Here is a 19,066-nt window from a genome sequence, read left to right on the forward strand (position 1 = left end):
CCTGATCCCATCCCGAACTCAGAAGTGAAACGATGCATCGCCGATGGTAGTGTGGGGTTTCCCCATGTGAGAGTAGGTCATCGTCAAGATTAAATTCCGGAACCCCAACTGCGAAAGCGGTTGGGGTTTTGTTTTGCCCGCAGGAAAGTTTCTGGACGCATCCAGCCGTCGCACCGGCACCACCGTTGAAGGAATTCCTTCTGAAGTGACCCGGCAGTTTTTGGTATGGTGCAGCTCGTTTTTTAACGGACTGATGTCACGCCCATGGATCGGCGCTCATTTTGTCAAAGAGTGGCTGCAGAAATGCCCGAACCCATTCCGATCAAGGATCACGAGAAAGAGACGCGCCTGGTCAACAAACGGCTGATCGCCTGCGCGTTGTTTGTCTTTGCGATCAGTTGCGCACTGGTGGTGCGCCTGTACATCCTGCAGGTGGTGGAGTTCGACTACCACTCGACCATCTCGGAAAACAACCGCGTACACGTCTTGCCGATCCCGCCGACCCGCGGCCTGATCTATGACCGCAACGGCGTACTGCTGGCCGACAACCGCCCCAGCTACAACTTGACCATCACCCGGGAACGCGCCACCAACGTCAGCCAGGAACTGGACGAGGTCATCGAGCTCCTGCACCTCCCCGCCGAAGACCGCACGGTGTTCGACAAGGCCATGAAGCAGTCACGCCACCCGTTCACGCCGGTGACGTTGTTCTACGAGCTGACAGAGGAACAGATCGCCGTACTGGCGGTGAACGAGTTCCGCTTGCCGGGCCTGGATGTCGAACCGCAGTTCGTCCGTCACTACCCGCTGGGTGCGCACTTTGCCCATTCCATCGGCTATGTCGGTCGAATCAACGAAAAAGAATCCAAGACCCTCGATTCCGTGGAATACCGCGGCACCCAGTCCATCGGTAAGACCGGCATCGAGCGCTTCTACGAGGCGCAGCTGCATGGCCACGTCGGTTATGAGGAAGTCGAGACCAACGCCCAAGGCCGTGTCCTGCGTGTGCTCAAGCATACCGATCCGGTGCCGGGCAAGAACATCGTCCTGAGTCTGGACGTCAAGCTCCAGGAAGCGGCCGAAGCGGCTTTGGGGGACCGGCGCGGTTCGGTGGTGGCGCTGGATCCGGCCACCGGTGAGGTGCTGGCCATGGTCAGCAACCCCAGCTTCGACCCGAACCTGTTCGTGACGGGCATCAGCTCCAAAGAGTACTCGGCGCTGCGCGACTCCATCGACCGGCCGCTGTTCAACCGCGTGCTGCGGGGCCTCTATGCGCCGGGCTCGACCATCAAGCCGGAAGTGGCCATCGCCGGGCTCGATGCTGGCATCGTGACGCCGCAGACCCGGGTCTTCGATCCCGGTTACTACCAACTGCCTGACTACGATCACAAGTACCGCAACTGGAACCACAGCGGCGACGGCTGGGTGGACATGGATGCCGCGATCATGCGCTCCAACGACACTTACTTCTATGACCTGGCGCACAAGCTCGGCATCGACCGCCTGCACGATTACATGGCGATGTTCGGCCTTGGCGAGAAGGTCTCGCTGGACATGTTCGAGGAGTCGCCGGGCCTGATGCCTTCCCAGGCCTGGAAGCGCGCCACCCGCCGTCAGGCCTGGTTCCCGGGTGAGACGGTGATTCTCGGCATCGGCCAGGGCTACATGCAGGTCACGCCGTTGCAACTGGCCCAGGCCACGGCGCTGATCGCCAACAAAGGCGTGTGGAACCGCCCGCGCCTGGCCAAGACGGTCGACGGTGTCGCGCCGGTGGACGAACACCCGATGCCGAACATCCGGCTCAAGGATCCGCGTGACTGGGAACAGGTCAACCACGGCATGCAGATGGTGATGCACGATGCCCGCGGCATCGCCCGTGCGGCGGCGGCCGGCGCGCAGTACCGCATCGCCGGCAAGAGCGGCACGGCGCAGGTGGTGGCGATCAAGCAGGGCGAGCGCTACAACCGCGAGAAGACTTTGGAACGTCACCGCGACAACGCCTTGTTCGTCGGCTTCGCCCCGGCGGAGCATCCGCAGATCGTGATCTCAGTGATGATCGAGAACGGAGAGGCGGGCGGTCGGGTCGCAGGTCCCGTGGTGCGGCAGATCATGGATGCCTGGCTGCTCGATCAGGACGGCCACCTCAAGCCGCAGTACGCCGCGCCGACCAAGCCCCAGGGCGATCCTCACGTCTGAGCCGGCAAAGGCTTACAGCACAGGCTCACGCAGGCTGAGCATGTGCTGGAAGCTGTCGAGGAACACGGTCTCGGCCTGGGTCATCTTCTGCTCGCGGTTCCACAGTAGCTGTATATCGAAATCCACCACCCCCTCTTCCGGCGGCAAACGCCAGAGCAGACCTTGCTCGACGTCCCGCCGCACCAGGTGAACCGGCAGGCAACCAATGCCGAACCCTGCGCAGATCAAGCGGTAAATCTCTTCGAAACTGGTGGATGAGGCAACGATCTTGCCGGTGAAGCCCTGCTGGTCACGGAACAGTGTCAGGGGTGAAAGGTTGCCGCCGAGCTGGTCGCTGGTGAAGCTGACGAAGTGTTCCGCCGCAAGCTGCTGAAGGGTCAGATTCTCCTGTCCGAAAAGTCGATGCCGTTGCCCGCAAAAGTACGCGTAACGCTCGCGGAACAGCACCCGCTGCTCAAGCCGCGGCTGCGGCAAGCGACACAGGCCGACGCCCACCGTGGCGGTTTTCTGCAGCAGAGAACTGATGATGTCCGAGCTGCCCATCACTTCGACTTCCAGCTCGATTTTCGGGTGGGTTTCATGGAAATCGGCGAGGAAGTCATCGTAATGCCGCGCCTGCACACCACTGACGGTGAGGATGCGGATCTTGCCGACCACGTCGTCGTGGCGATTCTCCACCACCGTCCCCAACCGTGAAATGTCGCCGTAGATGTCGGCGGCGATGCGCAAGACTTCTTCCCCGGTTTCCGTCAGGTCGAACCGCCGACCGCTGCGGGCGATCAACACGCAATCCAATTGCTCTTCGAGCCGTTTAAGCGCCTGGCTGACCGCCGACTGGGTGATGTGCAGCCGGGCGGCGGCGCGGCTCATGCTGCCTTCCTGGCCGATCACCAAATAGGTGCGCAACAGGTTCCAGTCGAGGCGGTCGTTGAGAAAGCGGCGGCCCGCCCAAGGGGTGGAAGTCGAGGTCATGCACGCTCCATGTAGTAGCAAGGCTAATAGTAAGGATAAGTTTTTGAAAATTGACTAATCCTTTCACGGAAGCGATAAAGCCCACAAGCGCCACAGAGCGCCACCGCCAGCCGCTTCGACACCTGCCCAAAACTATAAATACACAGGGTTCTTGCATGCACACCACCGCTCAGCCGCGCCGTGCCGCCGCCGCTGCCTTCATCGGCACGACCATCGAGTTCTACGATTTCTACATCTACGCCACGGCCGCCGCCCTGGTGCTCGGACAGGTGTTTTTCCCCAGCGGCGATCCGGTGACCAGCACGCTCGCCGCGTTCGGCAGCTTCGCCGTCGGCTTCATCGCCCGCCCCATGGCCGGCATGGTGTTCGGCCATCTGGGCGACCGCCTCGGACGCAAGAAAATGCTGCTGGTGACCATGGCCCTGATGGGGTTGGCGACCACCGGCATCGGCCTGTTGCCCAGCTATGCCAGCGTCGGCATCTGGGCGCCCGCGGGCCTGATCGTGCTTCGCCTCATCCAGGGCATTTCCGTCGGCGGCGAGTGGGGCGGGGCGGTGCTGATGGCCAGCGAGCATGCGCCGGCCGGGCGCAAGACGTTCTATGCCTCGTTCGCGCAACTGGGCAGCCCCGCCGGGTTGCTGCTGGCGTTGATCGCATTCCGCCTGGTGACGTCGCTGGAGCCTGAGGACTTTCTGGCCTGGGGCTGGCGTCTGCCGTTCCTGGCCAGCGGCGTGCTGATGACGGTCGGGCTGATGATCCGCTCCGGCGTGCACGAGTCGCCGGAGTTCGCCAAAGCCAAGGCCAGCCACCAGACCGCCCGGCACCCGGTGAAGGATGTGATCCGTCAGTGCTGGCGGCAGATCCTGTTCGCGGCCGCCGCCGTCACCATCGGTTCGGCCGGGTTCTTCTTCACCAACACCTTCATGATCACGTACGTCACCCAGTATCAGGGCATCCCGAGGGCGACGATCCTCGATTGCCTGTTTCTGGTGACGGTCATTCAGTTGCTGTCGCAGCCGCTGTCCGCGCTGTTGGCCGAGCGCATCGGCGAGGGCCGCTTCCTGACGCTGGTCGCGTTGCTGTGCATGGTCACGCCGTACCCGATGTTCCTGCTGGTCGGCACCCAGGACATCGTGTTGATGACGCTCGGCATCGCCGTGGCGGTAGTGATCCTGTCGGCGCTGTATGCGGTGGTCGCGGGGTACATGACCCAGGCGTTCCCGGTGCATCTGCGCTATTCGGGGATTTCCATCGCCTATCAGTTGAGCTGCGCGGTCGCCGGCGGCACCACGCCGCTGATCGGCACGCTGCTGGCCAGCAAGTTCTCCGGGCAGTGGCTGCCGCTGGCGGTGTTCTTCACGCTGCTGTCGGCCCTGTCCCTGATCGGCGTCTGCGGCCTCGCCCGGTTGCGCGCCAATCCCGCCGTCCTTCATTCCAACCAAGAGGTGTATTCGTGAGTGCTTTTATGAGTAGAACGGCCCAAACCGACCCGGTCGAATGGCAGGCGCGCTGCGAACTGGCCGCGCTGTATCGCCTGATCGCGCACTTTCGCATGACCGACCTGATCGACACCCACATCACCCTGCGCATTCCGGGGCCGGAGCATCATTTCCTGATCAACCGCTACGGGGTGATTTTCGACCGCATGCGCGCCTCCGACCTGGTGCGCATCGACCAGAACGGCCGCATCGTCGACTCCGCGTACGCCGGGCACCGGGTCAACGCCGCCGGTTTCGTCATTCATTCGGCGATCCATATGGCGCGTCCGGACCTGAACTGCGTGATCCACACCCACACCGCCGCCGGCATGGCGGTGGCGGCGCAAAAGCACGGGTTGTTGCCGATCAGCCAGCATGCGCTGAAGTTCTACGGAAAACTGGCTTACCACACCTACGAAGGCATCGCGCTGTCGCTGGACGAGCGCGAGCGACTGATCGCCGATCTCGGCCCGCACCGGGCGATGATCCTGCGCAACCACGGGTTGCTGGTGGGCGGTTCCGGCGTGGCCCAGGCGTTTCAGGAAATCCACTTCCTGGAGCGCGCCTGCCAGGCCCAGGTGCAGGCACTGGCCGGTGGCTCGGAACTTCACTTCCCGTCGCCGGAGGTCTGTGCCCACACCGCCGAGCAGTTCGACCGTGACGAGCAGGACAACATCATCGACCTGGCCTGGCAGGCCGCGTTGACCCTGATCGAGTCCCAGCGCGAGTCCTACACATCTTGAGCGCCGACATGAACACCGTCGCGCTGCTGTCCCGCGACACGCTGCTGCTCGCGCAATTGCAGGACGCCTTCGCCCGTCGTGCGCCGCACTTGTCGGCGGTGCTGGCCGAAGATCCGCAGGCGATCCAGGCGCAGGTGGCGGCGTGCTGGTTTCCGTTGCCGGGTAGCCTGGGCGCGTTGCCGAACCTGCAGGTGATCCATTCGGTGGCCGCCGGCATCGATCACCTGGCGCACGACCCGTCGTGTCCGGAACTGCCGGTGTGCCGGGTGGTCGATCCCGGCCACCGCCAAGGCATGACCGAATACGTGCGCTGGGCGGTGATCCACTATCACCGGGGATTCGACCGGGTGCTCGACCATCAGGCGGACCGACATTGGGAGCGCCCGCCGCAACGTCCGGCGAACCGCTTCAGGGTCGGGGTGATGGGGCTCGGTTCGCTCGGCAGCGCAATTGCGCAGGATCTGGCCGGCGCCGGTTACGGCGTGCGCGGCTGGGCCCGCAGCGCCAAGGCGTTGCCGGGGGTGCAGACGTTTGCCGGCGCCGGGGCCTTCGATACGTTCCTCGATGGGGTGGAGCTGCTGGTCAACCTGCTGCCGCTGACGGCCGAAACCCGGGGCATCCTCAACCGCCGCACGTTCGAACGCCTGGCCGATGGCGCCGCGCTGGTCAACGTCGGGCGCGGCGCGCACCTGAATGCCGATGACCTGCAACGGGCGCTGGCCAGCGGAAAACTGCGCGGCGCGCTGCTCGATGTGTTCGAACGGGAGCCGCTGCCCGCCGACCATCCGTTGTGGACGACCCCCGGCGTCACCGTCACGCCGCACATGGCGTCGGCGGCGTCCCACGACTGCATCGCCGAGCAGATCGCCGAGAACGTCCGGCGCCTGAACGCCGGCGAGCCGCTGCTGAACAGTGCGGACCGCCTGCTGGGTTACTGATCCGCCAGGCACGCCTGCAAGCGTTCGATGAACAGCGTTTCGGCGCGGCTCATGCGTTGCTCGCGGTTCCACAGCATGTGGATGTCGACATCGGCGATCCCCTCGTGGGGCGGCAGGCGCCAGAGCAATCCGGCCTCGACGTCCGCCGCCACCACGTGTTCCGGCAGGCAGCCGATGCCGAACCCGGCGATCACCAGTCGCCGGACTTCCTCCAGGCTCGGCGAGGACGCGACGATGCGCCCGCTGAAGCCTTGTTGATCACGGAAAATGGTCAGCGGCGAGAGCATCCCGCCGATCTGGTCGCTGGTGAAACTGACGAAGTTCTCGCGCTGCAGATCGCTCTGGCTGACGTCCTGCCGTCGGAACAACGGGTGGTGCTTGCCGCAGAAAAACGCGTAGCGCTGGCGCAGGAACAGGCGCTGTTCCAGGCGCGGCTGCGCACGCCGGTTGAGGCTCAGGCCCAAGGTCGCGGTCTTCTCTTGCAGGGCGCTGACGATGTCCGAGCTGCGCATCACCTCCACCTCCAGGTCCACGCGGGGGAATTGGCGGTGGAAGTCGGCGAGAAAATCGTCGAAACGCTGGGAAAAGATCCGGCTGATGATCAACAGCCGCACCTTGCCGATCACTTCGTCCGCCGGCTCGCCCAGCAGGCTGCTGACCTGGGACACCTGTCCGTAGATTTCGCCGGCCAGCGCCAAGAGCTGTTCGCCGACCTCGGTGAGGGCGAAGCGCGGGCCGCGCCGGGCGATCAGTTGGCGGCCCAGTTGTTCTTCCAGGCGCTTGAGGGCCTGGCTCACCGCCGGTTGGGTCAGGTGCAGGCGCGCGGCGGCGCGGCTGATGCTCAGTTCCTGGCCGATCACGCGGAAGGTGCGCAGCAGGTTCCAGTCGAGGCGGTCGTTGAGCAGGCGTTGCAGGTCGCGTTCGGCCATGGCGGCCCTCGATTATAAGGTGGCGTAATAATCGGAATAATAAATAGAAAATTGACTGATCATAGCCCCGGAACGATAAATCCCTCCACGACAGGCGCCAGCAGAGCGCCGCGATTTGCCGTTCAACTCCTGCCAGAAAAATAACCAAAGGAGCCCGACCCATGAAGCCCCACGCTTCGAACCAGCCGCGCCGTGCGGCGGCCGCCGCCTTCATCGGCACGATGATCGAGTGGTACGACTTTTACATTTACGCCACGGCCGCCGCGCTGGTGTTCGGCGCCTTGTTCTTCCCCTCCGGCGATCCGCTGTTCAGCACCATGGCCGCCTTCGGCACCTTCGCGGTGGGCTTCTTCGCCCGGCCCTTGGGCGGGATCGTTTTCGGCCACATCGGCGACCGCATCGGGCGCAAGAAATCGCTGGTCGTCACGCTGCTGATGATGGGCGTGGTCACCGTGTGCATCGGCCTGCTGCCGACCTATGCGCAGATCGGCGCGACCGCGCCGGTGCTGCTGATCCTGCTGCGGGTCGTCCAGGGCATCGCCGTCGGCGGCGAGTGGGGCGGGGCGGTGCTGATGGCCGGCGAGCATGCGCCGAAAGGCCGGCGCAATTTCTTCGCGTCGTTTGCGCAGTTGGGCAGTCCGGCAGGTCTGATTCTGTCGCTGCTGGCGTTCGGCGCCGTGACCCGTCTGCCGGAGGAAGATTTGATGAGCTGGGGCTGGCGGGTGCCGTTCCTGGCCAGCGCATTGTTGCTGGTGGTCGGTCTGGCCATTCGCCTGGGGGTGAACGAATCGCCGGAGTTCCTCGCCGGCCGCGAGCAGGCCCGGCAGCAGGCCCGCAAGGAACAGGCACCCGTGATGGAAGTGCTGCGCACCGCGTGGCGGCCGCTGCTGCTGTGCATCGGCGCCAACACCCTGGGCATCGCCGGGGTGTATTTCACCAACACCTTCATGATCGCCTACACCACCCAGCAATTGGCGCTGCCGCGCTCGCTGATCCTGGAGTGCCTGTTCTTCGTCGCGATCATCCAGTTCTGCATCCAGCCGCTGGCGGCGTGGATGGCCGAGAAAATCGGCGCGACGCGGTTCCTGTGCCTGGTGTCGCTGCTGGCGATGGCGTCGCCGTACCCGATGTTCGTGCTGGTCAGCTCGGCCCAGGCGCCTTTGATCATCCTCGGCATCGCCCTGGCGGTGGTGTGCATGGCCTCGTTCTATGCGGTGATCGCCGGTTACGTCAGCGGCATGTTCGAGACCCGCGTGCGCTACACCGCGATCTCGCTGGCCTATCAGGTCTGCGGCGCGCTGGCCGGCGGCCTGACGCCGCTGATCGGCACGATGCTGGCGCACCGGTTCACCGGCCAGTGGTGGCCGATGGCGGTGTTCTACAGCCTGATCGCCGCCGTTTCGCTGGTCTGCGTGCTGTCGCTGGCGCGCCGTCACGCCCTTGCCCACCGCGCGGAAACGGTCCGCGCCTGATGACTGTTCTGGAGAGTTTCATGCTGAAGATCAACGGTGAACGCCTGTGGGCGAGCCTGATGGCCATGGCCGAAATCGGTGCGACGGCCCGGGGCGGCAGTTGCCGGTTGGCGCTGAGCGACGAAGACAAGGCCGGTCGCGAACTGTTCGCCCATTGGTGCCGCGAGGCCGGCATGACCGTGAGCGTCGATGCCATCGGCAACCTGTTCGCCCGCCGCCCCGGCACCGACCCGGACGCCGCGCCTGTGATGATGGGCAGCCACCTCGACACCCAGCCCGAAGGCGGACGCTTCGACGGCGTCTATGGGGTGCTCGCCGGGCTGGAAGTGGTGCGCCGCCTCAATGACCTGAACATCAGCACCCGCAAGCCGCTGGAGGTGGCGGTGTGGACCAACGAGGAGGGCGCCCGGTTCACCCCGGCGATGTTCGGTTCGGCGGTGTTCACCGGCCTCATGGATCTGGACGCCGCGCTGGCCGTGCGCGACGCCGACGGCATCAGCGTCGCCCAGGCCCTGCAGCGCACCGGTTATGCCGGGAACCGTCCGTTGGGCGGCAAGGTCGACGCCTATTTCGAGGCGCACATCGAGCAGGGCCCGATCCTTGAGGACAACGCCAAGAGCATCGGCGTGGTGACGGGCGGCCAGGCGATCCGTTGGCTCGACGTGCGGGTCGAAGGCATGGCCGCCCATGCCGGCACCACGCCGATGGCGCTGCGCAAGGATGCCTTGTACGGCGTGGCGCGGATGATCCAGGCCATCGAAGGGCTGGCGGCGGATTTCGCGCCCGAGGGCCTGACCACGGTGGGCGAACTGTCCATCAGCAAGTCGTCGCGCAACACCATTCCGGGCCTGGTGAACTTCACCGTCGATCTGCGTCATCACCGCGACGATGCCATCGCGGCGATGGAAGCTCAGGTGCGCGCACGCTTGCAGGCGATCGCCGACGGACGGGGCCTGACCCTCACCGTCACGCCGCACTGGATCAGCCCGGCCACGCCGTTCGACGCCGGGTGCGTGGCGGCGGTGCAGGAGGCCGTCGATGCGCTGGGCTACGCTCAGCAACCGATCGTCAGCGGCGCCGGTCATGACGCGATCCACCTGGCCCGGCATTGCCCGACGGCGATGGTGTTCATCCCGTGCGTCGGCGGCCTGAGCCACAACGAGGCCGAAGACGTGCTGCCCGACGACGTGCGCCAGGGCACCGATGTGTTGCTCAACGCCGTGCTGGCCCGTGCCGGGCGGGCTGACTGAGTAGCGCCCTGACCGACGCCTTCGCGGGCAAGCCCGCTCCCACAGGAACCGCGTACAAAACTGTGGGAGCCAGCCTGCTGGCGATAGGGCCCGATCAGACACCCCTCATTTCGATGACACACCGCTATCGCCAGCAGGCTGGCCCCCACAAGGGATCGCAGCCGACTGCATGCCTTAAGCGGACAGACAGGAATTTCACCCCATGCGCAGTTTTTTCCACCCCGAACAATTGCTCCACCATCCTCGCAGCTACTACTCACGCGGGCAGATGCGCACGCCCCAGGAAGTCCCCGAGCGCGCGCAGCGGCTGGTCCAGGCCGCCCACGGTCTGGGCTTTGCCGTCGAGCCACCGGCCGATGCCGGCCTCGCGCCGTTGCTGGCGGTGCACGGCGCGCCCTATCTGGCCTTCCTGCAGGAAGCCCATGCGCGCTGGAAAGAGATCCCCGAAGACTGGGGCGACGAAGTGATGTCGAACATCTTCGTGCGTGAGCCCAACGCCTTGCGCGGCGTCCTCGCCCAAGCCGCGCGCTACCTGGCCGACGGCAGTTGCCCGGTCGGCGAACAGACGTGGCGCTCGGCCTACTGGTCGGCGCAGTGCGCGGTGGCCGGTGCCCAGGCGCTGATCGATGGCGAACCGGCGGCCTACGCCCTGTGCCGTCCGCCGGGGCACCATGCCCGTGCCGAAGCGGCGGGGGGCTTCTGCTACGTGAACAACGCGGCGGTGGCGGCGCAGGTGCTGCGCGGCGCCTTCGGCAAGGTCGCGGTGCTCGACACCGACATGCACCACGGCCAGGGCATCCAGGAAATCTTCTACGACCGCGATGACGTGCTTTACGTCTCGGTGCACGGCGACCCGACCAACTTCTACCCGGGCGTGGCCGGGTTCGCCGACGAGCGCGGCACCGGTGCGGGGGAGGGCTTCAACCTCAACCTGCCGATGGCCCACGGGGCGAGCGAGGCGGACTTCCTCGCTCAACTGGATATTGCGCTGGCGGCGGTGCGCGGGTTCGGGGCGCAGGTGCTGGTGCTGTCGCTGGGGTTCGACATCTATGAGCTCGACCCCCAGAGCAAGGTGGCGGTGACCCGTGAAGGGTTCGCCGCGCTGGGCGAGCGCATCCGCAGCCTGGGCTTGCCGTGCCTGATCGTGCAGGAGGGCGGGTATCACCTGGAGAGCCTGGAGGACAATGCGCGGGCGTTCTTTGTGAATGCCCAGGTGTGGCAGCGCTGAGTTTGTCGGTGAGGACGCCACAGGACAAACCACCTGCTCTCTCTGCGGACTTGGGTTAAACCCGGTATGTTCATTCAATGCCGCAACCCAGGCGCCATAAGGCTATTGCCATCGTCCTGACGTTAACGTAAACATTGGCGTCAGGACGCTTGAAAAAGCGCAAAGCGGACCGCTCCGGAGCGCTTGATGACTCTAATAAAAAACACCGGCCCCAAGCCCCACCCCGAAGCCCGCCTGGCCCGGGAACGCCTGCACCTGGAGGGGCAAGTCCCCGACGGCGTGCTGCGTGCCGAGATCGACGCCTCGTGGCGGCGCAGCCTGAGCCACGGCGTGCACTTCAACGCCAAGCATGAGCTGGCGCTGGCCTCCGGCGCGAGCCTGGAGGTGCTGCTGGCGGGCAACCGTTTGCTGATCGACGCCGCGACGCCGGCCATCGACTACCTGGCCGAGCGCCAAGGCAAGGAAGGCCTGATCATCCTCGCCAACGCCGACGCCACCATCCTGGCGGTCGAAGGGCGCGCCGACCGGCTCAAGGGCAGCGGCCTGCAGGACATCACCCTCGGCGCCTGCTGGAGCGAAGCGGCGCGCGGCACCAATGCTCTGGGCACGGCGCTGGTGGAGGCCCGGCCGACCCTGATCGACTGCGGCGAGCATTACCTGGACCGCCTCACCGATTTCTCCTGCACCTCGGTGCCGATCCGCTGTCCTCAAGGCGACATCCTCGGCGTCCTCGACCTGACCCGCGAAGGCCCGCTCGGCCGCGTGCACGACAGCACCGCGCTGCTGAGCCTGGCGGTCAGCCAGATCGAGAGCCGGGTGTTCCGCAACAGCTTTCCCGATCAGATCGTGCTGGCGTTCCACAGCCGTCGGCAGTACCTCGAATCGCCGTGGCAAGGGTTGCTGGCGGTCAGTCTCGGCGGGCAGATCCTGGCGGTCAGCGCCCAGGCCTGCCAATTGCTGGGGGCCGAGCGCGGGGCGCTGGTGGGGCGGCGCTGCGAAGAGTTTCTCGGCGTCGATGGCGTGCAACTGCTGAGCCGCCTGCAACAGGGCGGGGTCGGCAGCGTGCAGACCGCCAAGGGCGAATTCTTCTACAGAACCCTGCGTGCCCCGGCCCGTTCGGTCAACCTCGGCGGCCCGCCGCGCAGCGTGGCGAAAGCCGCCAAGCCGCAACCGGACCTGGACGCCCTGTCCGGCGGCAACGCCCGCTACGCCCGCGCCCTGCGCATGGCCCGCCAAGGCCTGGCCAATGAATTGCCGGTGCTGTTGCTGGGCGAAACCGGCACCGGCAAGGAAGTGGTCGCCCGTGCCCTGCACATGGCCGGCAGCCGTTGCGACAAGCCGTTCGTCGCGGTCAATTGCGCGGCCATCCCCGAAGGGCTGATCGAATCGGAACTGTTCGGCTACCGCGAAGGCGCGTTCACCGGTTCGCGCCGGGGCGGCATGGTCGGGCGCCTGCAGCAGGCCCACGGCGGCACGCTGTTCCTCGACGAGATCGGCGACATGCCGCTGGCCTTGCAGGCGCGGCTGCTGAGGGTGCTGCAGGACCGCAAGGTGGCGCCGCTCGGCGCCGGAGAAGAACAGGACATCGACGTGGCGCTGATCTGCGCCACCCACCGTGACCTCAAGCGCCAGGTCGAGGACAAGCAGTTTCGCGAAGACCTGTTCTACCGGGTCAACGGCATCAGCGTGAAGCTGCCGGCCCTGCGCGAGCGCGATGATTTCAGCGCGCTGGTCGCCCGCCTGCTGGGCAAGCTCGATGCGCCGCACGCGGTGCTGCACGATGAGCTGGCCCGGCTGTTCGCCGCCTATCACTGGCCCGGCAACATCCGCCAACTGGAAATGGTGTTGCGCACCGCTTTGGCCATGCGCGAACCGGGCGAGACCGTGCTGACCCTCGATCATCTGCCCGACAGCCTGCTGGACGAACTGACGGACATCGACAAGCCCCAGGCCGGCAGCCTGCGCGAGAATGAGCTGGACCTGATCCGCCAATCCCTCGACACCCATCAGGGCAATGTCTCGGCCGCCGCCGACGCCCTGGGCATCAGCCGCGCGACCCTGTACCGCAAACTCAAGCAGTTGCGCCCGTGATGCAGCGCCTGATCGTGCGCCTGATCGACAGCCAGAACCCTGCGGCACTGCAGGCGGCGCTGCGCTGGCTGTACGGTTTCGTGCGGCCGCAGCGCTGGGCGATTGCCGGCCTGCTGGCCCTGTCGGTGTGCGCGTCGCTGCTGGTGCTGGTGCAGCCGTGGCTGGTCAAGCTGCTGATCGACGACGGCCTGCTGGCGCGCAATTTCCCGGTGCTGGTGCTGATCGCGGTGCTGATGATCGTCGCCGGGCTGCTCGGCACGGCGCTGTCGGGGATCAACCGCTACCTGCACACGCGGTTGTCCGGGCGGATCCTGTTCGCCCTGCGCGACGACCTCTACCGGCATTTGCAGACCCTGTCGCCGGGCTTCTACGGCCAGCGGCGCATCGGCGACCTGATGTCGCGGCTGGACGGCGACGTCGCGGAGATCCAGCGCTTTGCCGTGGACTCGCTGTTCTCGGCGGTGTCGAGCGTGATCGGGCTGGTGGCGGCCATTGCCATGCTGCTGACGCTGTCGTGGAAGCTCTCGCTGCTGGCGCTGGTGCTGATTCCGCTCGACGTCGTGTGGCTGCGCTGGATGCGGCGCAAGGTCGAGCGCGATGTGCGGCATTTGCGCGAGCGTTCGGCGGACATGTCGTCGTTCATGGTCGAGACCTTGCCGGTGATGAAGTTCATCCAGTCCGCCGGCCAGCAGCAACGCGAGGCGCGGCGCCTGGAAACCCTGGGGCAGGGCTACATGGATCAGCTGCTGCGCCTGCAGGTCACGGAGTTCTTCACCCAAGCGGTGCCGGGGACGCTGACCTCGCTGTCCCGGGCCTGCGCGTTCCTGATCGGCGGCTATTGGGTGGTGCAGGGCACCTGGCAATTGGGCGCGCTGATCGCGTTTTCCACCTATCTGGGCATGGCCGTCGGGCCGGTGCAGAGCCTGCTGGGGCTGTACGTGGCGATTCAGCGCATGACCGTCAGCCTCGGCCGGGTCATGGAGCTGCGCGGCGAAGCGCCGACCGTGCGTTCGCCGGACGCGCCGCAACCGCTGCCGGCCTCGGGCGAACTGCGTTTCGAGCAGGTGCACTTCAGCCACCCTGGGCGGACGGGCACTTTGCGCGGGATCGAGGCGACGATTCCTGCCGGGGTGAAGGTGGCCTTGAGCGGCGCGTCCGGTGTCGGCAAATCCACGCTGATCGATCTGTTGCAGCGCCACCACGATCCGCAGTCCGGGCGGGTGCTGCTCGGTGGGGTGGATCTGCGTGAACTGGACCTGTTCGCGTTGCGTCGGCGCATCGCCGTGGTCAGTCAGGACATTGTGCTGTTTCGCGGCAGCCTGGCGGACAACCTGGCCTACGCAGTGCCGGATGCCGGCCGCGAGGCGGTGGCCGAGGTGGCGCGGCTGGCGCAGCTCGACAGCCTGGTGGACACGTTGCCCGAAGGCCTCGACAGCCCGTTGGGCGAGCGCGGCCAGCAATTGTCCGGCGGCCAGAAACAACGGATCGCCATCGCCCGGGCACTGTTGCAGGATCCACAGATCCTGGTGCTCGACGAGGCCACCTCGGCGGTGGATGAAGCCACCGAGCGCGAGGTGATCGAGGCCATCGACCGCCTGTTTGCCGGCCGTACGCGGATCCTGATCAGCCATCGGCCTTCGACGCTGGCGGATGCCGACCTGCGCTTCGAGCTGACCGACGGCGTCCTGGTGTGCAAGACCTGCCTTGAGAACGGTGCGGCATGATGCCTGAGTTGCGGATCGGTGTGGTGGACAGCGGGCATTCGGCGCCGCAGCAGGACCGGGTGCTGGTCGGGCAGCGTTTTGTGCTGGCGGACGAGGGGCTGACGCAATCGGCGCTGCAGGGTGATCCCCTGGGCCACGGCACCGCCGTGTTCGACGCCATCAGCCGCCGCGCTCCGGAAGCGCGGATGTGCGTGGCGCAAGTGTTCGACCGGCGTGGCGTCACCAGCGCCTTGCAGATTGCCGCAGCGATCGACTGGCTGGTGGCGCAGGACGTGCGTCTGATCAACCTGAGCCTCGGCCTGCGCCAGGACCGCAGCCTGTTGCGCGAAGCCTGCGCGGCGGCAGTGGCACGTGGGGTGCTGGTGTGCGCGTCGAGCCCGGCCCAGGGCGCGGCGGTATTCCCGGCCAGCTATCCGCAGGTGCTGCGGGTGACCGGCGACGCCCGCTGCACGGACGGACAATGGTCGTGGCTCGACAGCGCGCAGGCGGATTTCGCCGCGTGCGTGCACGGCACGCATCCGGGGCAGTCCGGCGCCAGCCTCGGGTGTGCGGCGTTGAGCGGGCACATCGGCGCCTTCCTGTCGGCCCATCCCGAGGCGAGCAACGGCCAGGTGCTTGATTGGCTGCGGGCCAACGCCTGCTATCGCGGCCCTGAGCGGCGGCTCGGCCCATGACCGCACGGATCGTGATTCTCGGTGCGGGGCCGGCCGGTGCGGCGGTGGCGCTGGGGCTGCGGCGCTTGGGCCACGCGGTGACGCTGGTCAGCGAATGGCGGCGCTTCGCGGCGCTGGAAGGCGTGTCGCAGCGGGTGCTGGAGGCCTTGCGCGGCGCGAGCCTGAATCGGGCGCTGGCGGAGGCGACGTTGCCGTCGCAACGGCAGGTGATCTGGAACGGTCAGCGGCATGCACAGAACATCGAATGGCTGTTGGATCGCCCGGCCTTCGACCGGGGGTTGCGCGAAGACTTGCGCCTGGCCGGTGTCGAGGTGGTCGAAGGTCGGGTGCTGAGCGTGCAGTCTTCGGCGGATGGCCAGCGGGTCGAACTGGACGGCGGTCAGGCGCTGGCGGCGGATTTTCTGGTGGAGGCCCGCGGACGCCAGGCGCCGGCGTCCGGCAAGGGCGTGCGCGGGCCGGAGACGGTCAGCCTGCTCAATCGCTGGCAAGGGACGCCGGGCGCGACCGCCAGCGCCGTGGAAAGCCTGGAGGAGGGTTGGGCCTGGATGGCGCGTCGGGCCGACGGCCAGTGTTATTGGCAGTGGACGGTGGACGTGAACAGCGCGCAATTGCCGGCCAAGGCGCAATTGCTGGAGCACTGCCGGGAGCGGCGCAGGTCATCGCCGCTGGCGCGGATGTTCTTCGCTGACGACGCCGAGACCGACCTGCAGCTGCATGCCCGCAGCAGCACGGCGATCCTGGCGCCGCAGGTGTGCGGCGAGCGTTGGATCCGCGTCGGCGATGCGGCGATGGCGGTGGATCCGTTGTCCGGCAACGGGATTTTCCAGTCGCTGTCGTCGGCCTTGCAGGCGCCGGCGGTGATCAACACGCTGCTGCGCAAGCCGGAACGGGCGGCGCTGGCGCAGCGCTTTCACCGGCAGCGGGTGGAGCAGTTGTTCCTGCGCTTCGCGCGCATCGGCCGGGATTTCTATGCCGATGAGCGACGCTGGGCGGACCGGCCGTTCTGGCAGGCGCGGCAGCAGTGGCCGGATGCTGAGGAGGCTCACGCGGCGGCGGACTTCACCGCGCTGCGGATCGAGCGGATGCCGGTGTTGCGCGACGGGTTTGTCGATGAGGCCGAGGTGGTGGTCACGCCGGATCAGCCGTTGGGGATCTGGCATGTGCACGGCGTCGAAGTGGCGCCGCTGATGCGACGGCTGCGCACCGAGCCGGCGCAGCAGGTGCTGGCCGACTTGACGGCGGAGCAGGGGCGGGCGGTGCGCGGCTGGCTGCTGGCCCAAGGGTTCAAGCCTTGAGCCGTGTGTCGGCAGGCCGGGCCTCTTCGCGGGCAAGCCCGCTCCCACAGGGATTTCAGGTGAATGCAGAGTCCGAGATCACAGCTGAAACCTGTGGGAGCGGGCTTGCCCGCGAAGGCGGCGCATCCAGCTCCGATGTGCCGGACAGGCCGCCATCGCTGGCAGCTGCGCACCGACGAAGAGGCCCTTGAAGGCACCGAAAGCCTTACAGCTTGATCAACACCGACTTCAGCTCGGTGTAATGCTCGATCGCCGCGTAGCCCATTTCCCGCCCGACCCCGGACATCTTGTAGCCGCCGAACGGCAGCGCCGGATCCAGCGCGCTGTGGCAGTTGACCCACACCGAACCTGACTTGATCCGCGGAATCATCCGGTGCACCGCCGCCAAGTCGTTCGACCAGATGCTGGCGCCCAGGCCGTAGGGGCTGTCGTTGGCCATGCGCAGTGCGTCGGCTTCGTCATCGAACGGTATCGCCACCAGCACCGGGCCGAAGATTTCCTCCTGCACCAGCGGGTGCTTCTGATCGACGTCGACGATCACCGTCGGCTTGACGAAGAACCCCGGCCCGAACTGCTCGCCGCCGCAGGCGATGGTCGCGCCGCTGTCCCGGCCGGTTTCGATGTAGCGGTAGACCCGCTCCTGCTGGCGGGCGGAAATCAGCGGGCCCATCTCCACGCTCGGGTCGAGGCCGTTGCCCAGTTTCATGGCGTTGGCGATGTCGCTGATGTCGGCCACCACGTTGTCGAAATGCTTGCGCTGCACATACAGGCGCGACCCTGCGCAGCAGACCTGGCCCTGGTTGAAGAAGATCGCGCTGGCCGCGCCGGCGGCTGCGGTCTTGAGGTCGGCGTCGGCCATGACGATGGTCGGCGACTTGCCGCCCAGCTCCAGGGTGACGCGGGTCATCGAGTCCATGGCGATCTTGCCGATCTGCTTGCCCACGGCGGTGGAGCCGGTGAAGGTCAGCTTGTCCACCAGCGGGTTGTGGGTCAGGGCTGCGCCTGCGGTGATGCCGGTGCCGGTGACCACGTTGAACACGCCTTCCGGGTATCCGGCCTCCATCACCAGCTCCGCCAGTTTCAGGGCGGTCAGCGGGGTTTCGTCGGCGGGTTTGAGCACCACGGTGCAGCCGGTGGCCAGGGCCGGGCCGAGTTTCCAGCAGGCCAGCAGCAGCGGGAAGTTCCAGGCGACGATGGCGCCGACCACGCCCACCGCTTCACGGCGGATGAAGCTGTGGAACTGGTCGCCGGGCATCAACGGCAGCGACACGTCGACGCTGGTGCCTTCGATCTTGGTCGCCCAACCGGCCATGTAGCGCAGGAAGTCGATGGCCAACTGCACATCCATCACCTGCGCGACCGCCGCGCTCTTGCCGTTGTTCAGGCATTCCAGCTGGGCCAGCAGTTCGGCGTCGCGCTGCATCAGGTCGGCGAGTTTCCACAACAGGTTCTGCCGCTCCCGAGGGCGGGTGCGGCTCCAGGCCGAATCGTCGAAGGCCCGCCGGGCGGCCAGCACGGCACGGTCGACGTCTTCCGGCGTGGCCCGGGGCACCACGCACAGCACCTCGCCGGTGGCCGGGTTGTGCAGGGGCATGGTCTGGCCGTCGGCGGCTTCGGTCCAGTCGCCGCCGATCAGCATGCGCGGCGGACGCTGGATGAAGGCCGAGGTGGCGGGAAGCAGATACGGCAGGGGCATGGCGAGAACCTCTTGTTGTTCGATGGGATCGGGAGGGGGGCTTTCGCAATGGCAGTCGCAATGGCCGTGCCAAGGGCTGTAAGCGGGTGTGGCTGTGCACTGGCGCGGAGCAGGACGGGCTAGAAGGAGGGGATTTGTCGCAAAACGCGACAGTCGGTGAGATGCCGGATACGGGGCGCCGCCGTTCAGCCTGGGCCGGATCCCGCTGGGCATGATCGGTCGAGGGCGCGATTGTGTGTCCGAGTGTTGAATCCGGCTGGTGGATTCAAGGGGCCGACGCTACCTTTCGTCTCCATGAACGTTTCGCAGGCGGCATGGGGGGCGGATTCCCGATTGCCGTCATGCGGTGAACCCTGCCACGGAGTTGGCGGGAGAATGTC

At 66.6% G+C, this 19,066-nt stretch carries 14 protein-coding genes and 1 rRNA gene; 12 read left to right on the top strand and 3 right to left on the bottom strand.

Annotated features, from left to right (window positions below):
• Together rrf and mrdA are read left to right on the top strand one after the other, a co-directional pair.
• Window positions 1-89, top strand: a 5S ribosomal RNA gene (gene rrf, locus CAG33_RS23045); the annotation flags it as partial.
• Window positions 90-303: 214 nt separating this feature from the next.
• Window positions 304-2,196 (top strand): penicillin-binding protein 2, encoded by a 1,893-nt coding sequence (gene mrdA, locus CAG33_RS23050; RefSeq protein WP_085584632.1) that lies wholly within the window; start codon window positions 304-306, stop codon window positions 2,194-2,196.
• A 12-nt stretch (window positions 2,197-2,208) separates the two neighbouring features.
• On the opposite strand, the gene CAG33_RS23055 is transcribed toward mrdA, so the two are convergent.
• Window positions 2,209-3,168, bottom strand: a complete 960-nt coding sequence (locus CAG33_RS23055; RefSeq protein ID WP_085640644.1) for a LysR family transcriptional regulator — start codon at window positions 3,166-3,168, stop codon at window positions 2,209-2,211.
• A gap of 155 nt (window positions 3,169-3,323) precedes the next feature.
• Here CAG33_RS23055 and CAG33_RS23060 point away from each other — a divergent pair, with 155 nt between their 5' ends.
• Genes CAG33_RS23060 through CAG33_RS23070 form a run of 3 tightly spaced genes read left to right on the top strand, consistent with a single transcriptional unit; the run spans window position 3,324 to window position 6,327 of the window.
• Window positions 3,324-4,625 carry an MFS transporter gene (locus tag CAG33_RS23060; RefSeq protein ID WP_085640646.1) on the top strand — a complete coding sequence of 434 codons (1,302 nt, stop codon included), beginning with the start codon at window positions 3,324-3,326 and terminating at the stop codon, window positions 4,623-4,625.
• A gap of 8 nt (window positions 4,626-4,633) precedes the next feature.
• On the top strand, window positions 4,634-5,389 hold the full coding sequence (locus CAG33_RS23065) for a class II aldolase/adducin family protein (RefSeq protein ID WP_085640648.1): 756 nt from the start codon (window positions 4,634-4,636) through the stop codon (window positions 5,387-5,389).
• 8 nt (window positions 5,390-5,397) lie between these two features.
• Window positions 5,398-6,327, top strand: coding sequence for a glyoxylate/hydroxypyruvate reductase A (locus CAG33_RS23070; RefSeq protein ID WP_085640651.1), 930 nt, complete (start codon window positions 5,398-5,400; stop codon window positions 6,325-6,327).
• On the opposite strand, the gene CAG33_RS23075 is transcribed toward CAG33_RS23070, so the two are convergent.
• Window positions 6,321-7,256, bottom strand: a complete 936-nt coding sequence (locus CAG33_RS23075) for a LysR family transcriptional regulator (RefSeq protein WP_085640653.1) — start codon at window positions 7,254-7,256, stop codon at window positions 6,321-6,323. The genes CAG33_RS23070 and CAG33_RS23075 overlap by 7 nt on opposite strands.
• Window positions 7,257-7,417: 161 nt before the next feature.
• Between CAG33_RS23075 and CAG33_RS23080 the strand changes: the two genes are divergently transcribed.
• The 7 genes from CAG33_RS23080 to CAG33_RS23110 all read left to right on the top strand — a co-directional run bounded on the left by CAG33_RS23080 (window position 7,418) and on the right by CAG33_RS23110 (window position 16,990).
• Complete coding sequence (locus CAG33_RS23080; protein WP_085640655.1) at window positions 7,418-8,728, top strand: MFS transporter; 1,311 nt, start codon at window positions 7,418-7,420, stop codon at window positions 8,726-8,728.
• 20 nt (window positions 8,729-8,748) lie between these two features.
• On the top strand, window positions 8,749-9,978 hold the full coding sequence (locus tag CAG33_RS23085) for a Zn-dependent hydrolase (RefSeq protein ID WP_085640657.1): 1,230 nt from the start codon (window positions 8,749-8,751) through the stop codon (window positions 9,976-9,978).
• Between the two features lie 202 nt (window positions 9,979-10,180).
• Complete coding sequence (locus CAG33_RS23090; protein ID WP_085584617.1) at window positions 10,181-11,206, top strand: histone deacetylase family protein; 1,026 nt, start codon at window positions 10,181-10,183, stop codon at window positions 11,204-11,206.
• Between the two features lie 186 nt (window positions 11,207-11,392).
• A complete protein-coding gene (locus CAG33_RS23095; protein ID WP_085584615.1) occupies window positions 11,393-13,297 on the top strand; it encodes a sigma-54-dependent Fis family transcriptional regulator in 1,905 nt (634 codons plus the stop codon).
• The gene (locus CAG33_RS23100) at window positions 13,297-15,021 is read left to right on the top strand and encodes an ABC transporter ATP-binding protein (RefSeq protein WP_085640659.1); all 1,725 of its coding nucleotides are present in this window, start codon (window positions 13,297-13,299) and stop codon (window positions 15,019-15,021) included. The genes CAG33_RS23095 and CAG33_RS23100 overlap by 1 nt, the downstream gene beginning before the upstream one ends.
• Window positions 15,018-15,695, top strand: a complete 678-nt coding sequence (locus CAG33_RS23105) for a S8 family serine peptidase (protein WP_085584611.1) — start codon at window positions 15,018-15,020, stop codon at window positions 15,693-15,695. Before CAG33_RS23100 ends, CAG33_RS23105 begins: the two co-directional genes overlap by 4 nt.
• Complete coding sequence (locus CAG33_RS23110) at window positions 15,692-16,990, top strand: NAD(P)/FAD-dependent oxidoreductase (RefSeq protein WP_085640661.1); 1,299 nt, start codon at window positions 15,692-15,694, stop codon at window positions 16,988-16,990. The genes CAG33_RS23105 and CAG33_RS23110 overlap by 4 nt, the downstream gene beginning before the upstream one ends.
• Before the next feature lie 205 nt (window positions 16,991-17,195).
• Here the strand turns inward: CAG33_RS23110 and CAG33_RS23115 are convergent, their stop codons facing one another.
• Complete coding sequence (locus CAG33_RS23115) at window positions 17,196-18,686, bottom strand: aldehyde dehydrogenase (protein ID WP_085630825.1); 1,491 nt, start codon at window positions 18,684-18,686, stop codon at window positions 17,196-17,198.
• Between the last annotated feature and the right edge of the window lie 380 nt (window positions 18,687-19,066).

Source organism: Pseudomonas sp. B3(2017), assembly GCF_002113595.1.
In the GTDB taxonomy this organism is placed as follows: domain Bacteria; phylum Pseudomonadota; class Gammaproteobacteria; order Pseudomonadales; family Pseudomonadaceae; genus Aquipseudomonas; species Aquipseudomonas ekonensis.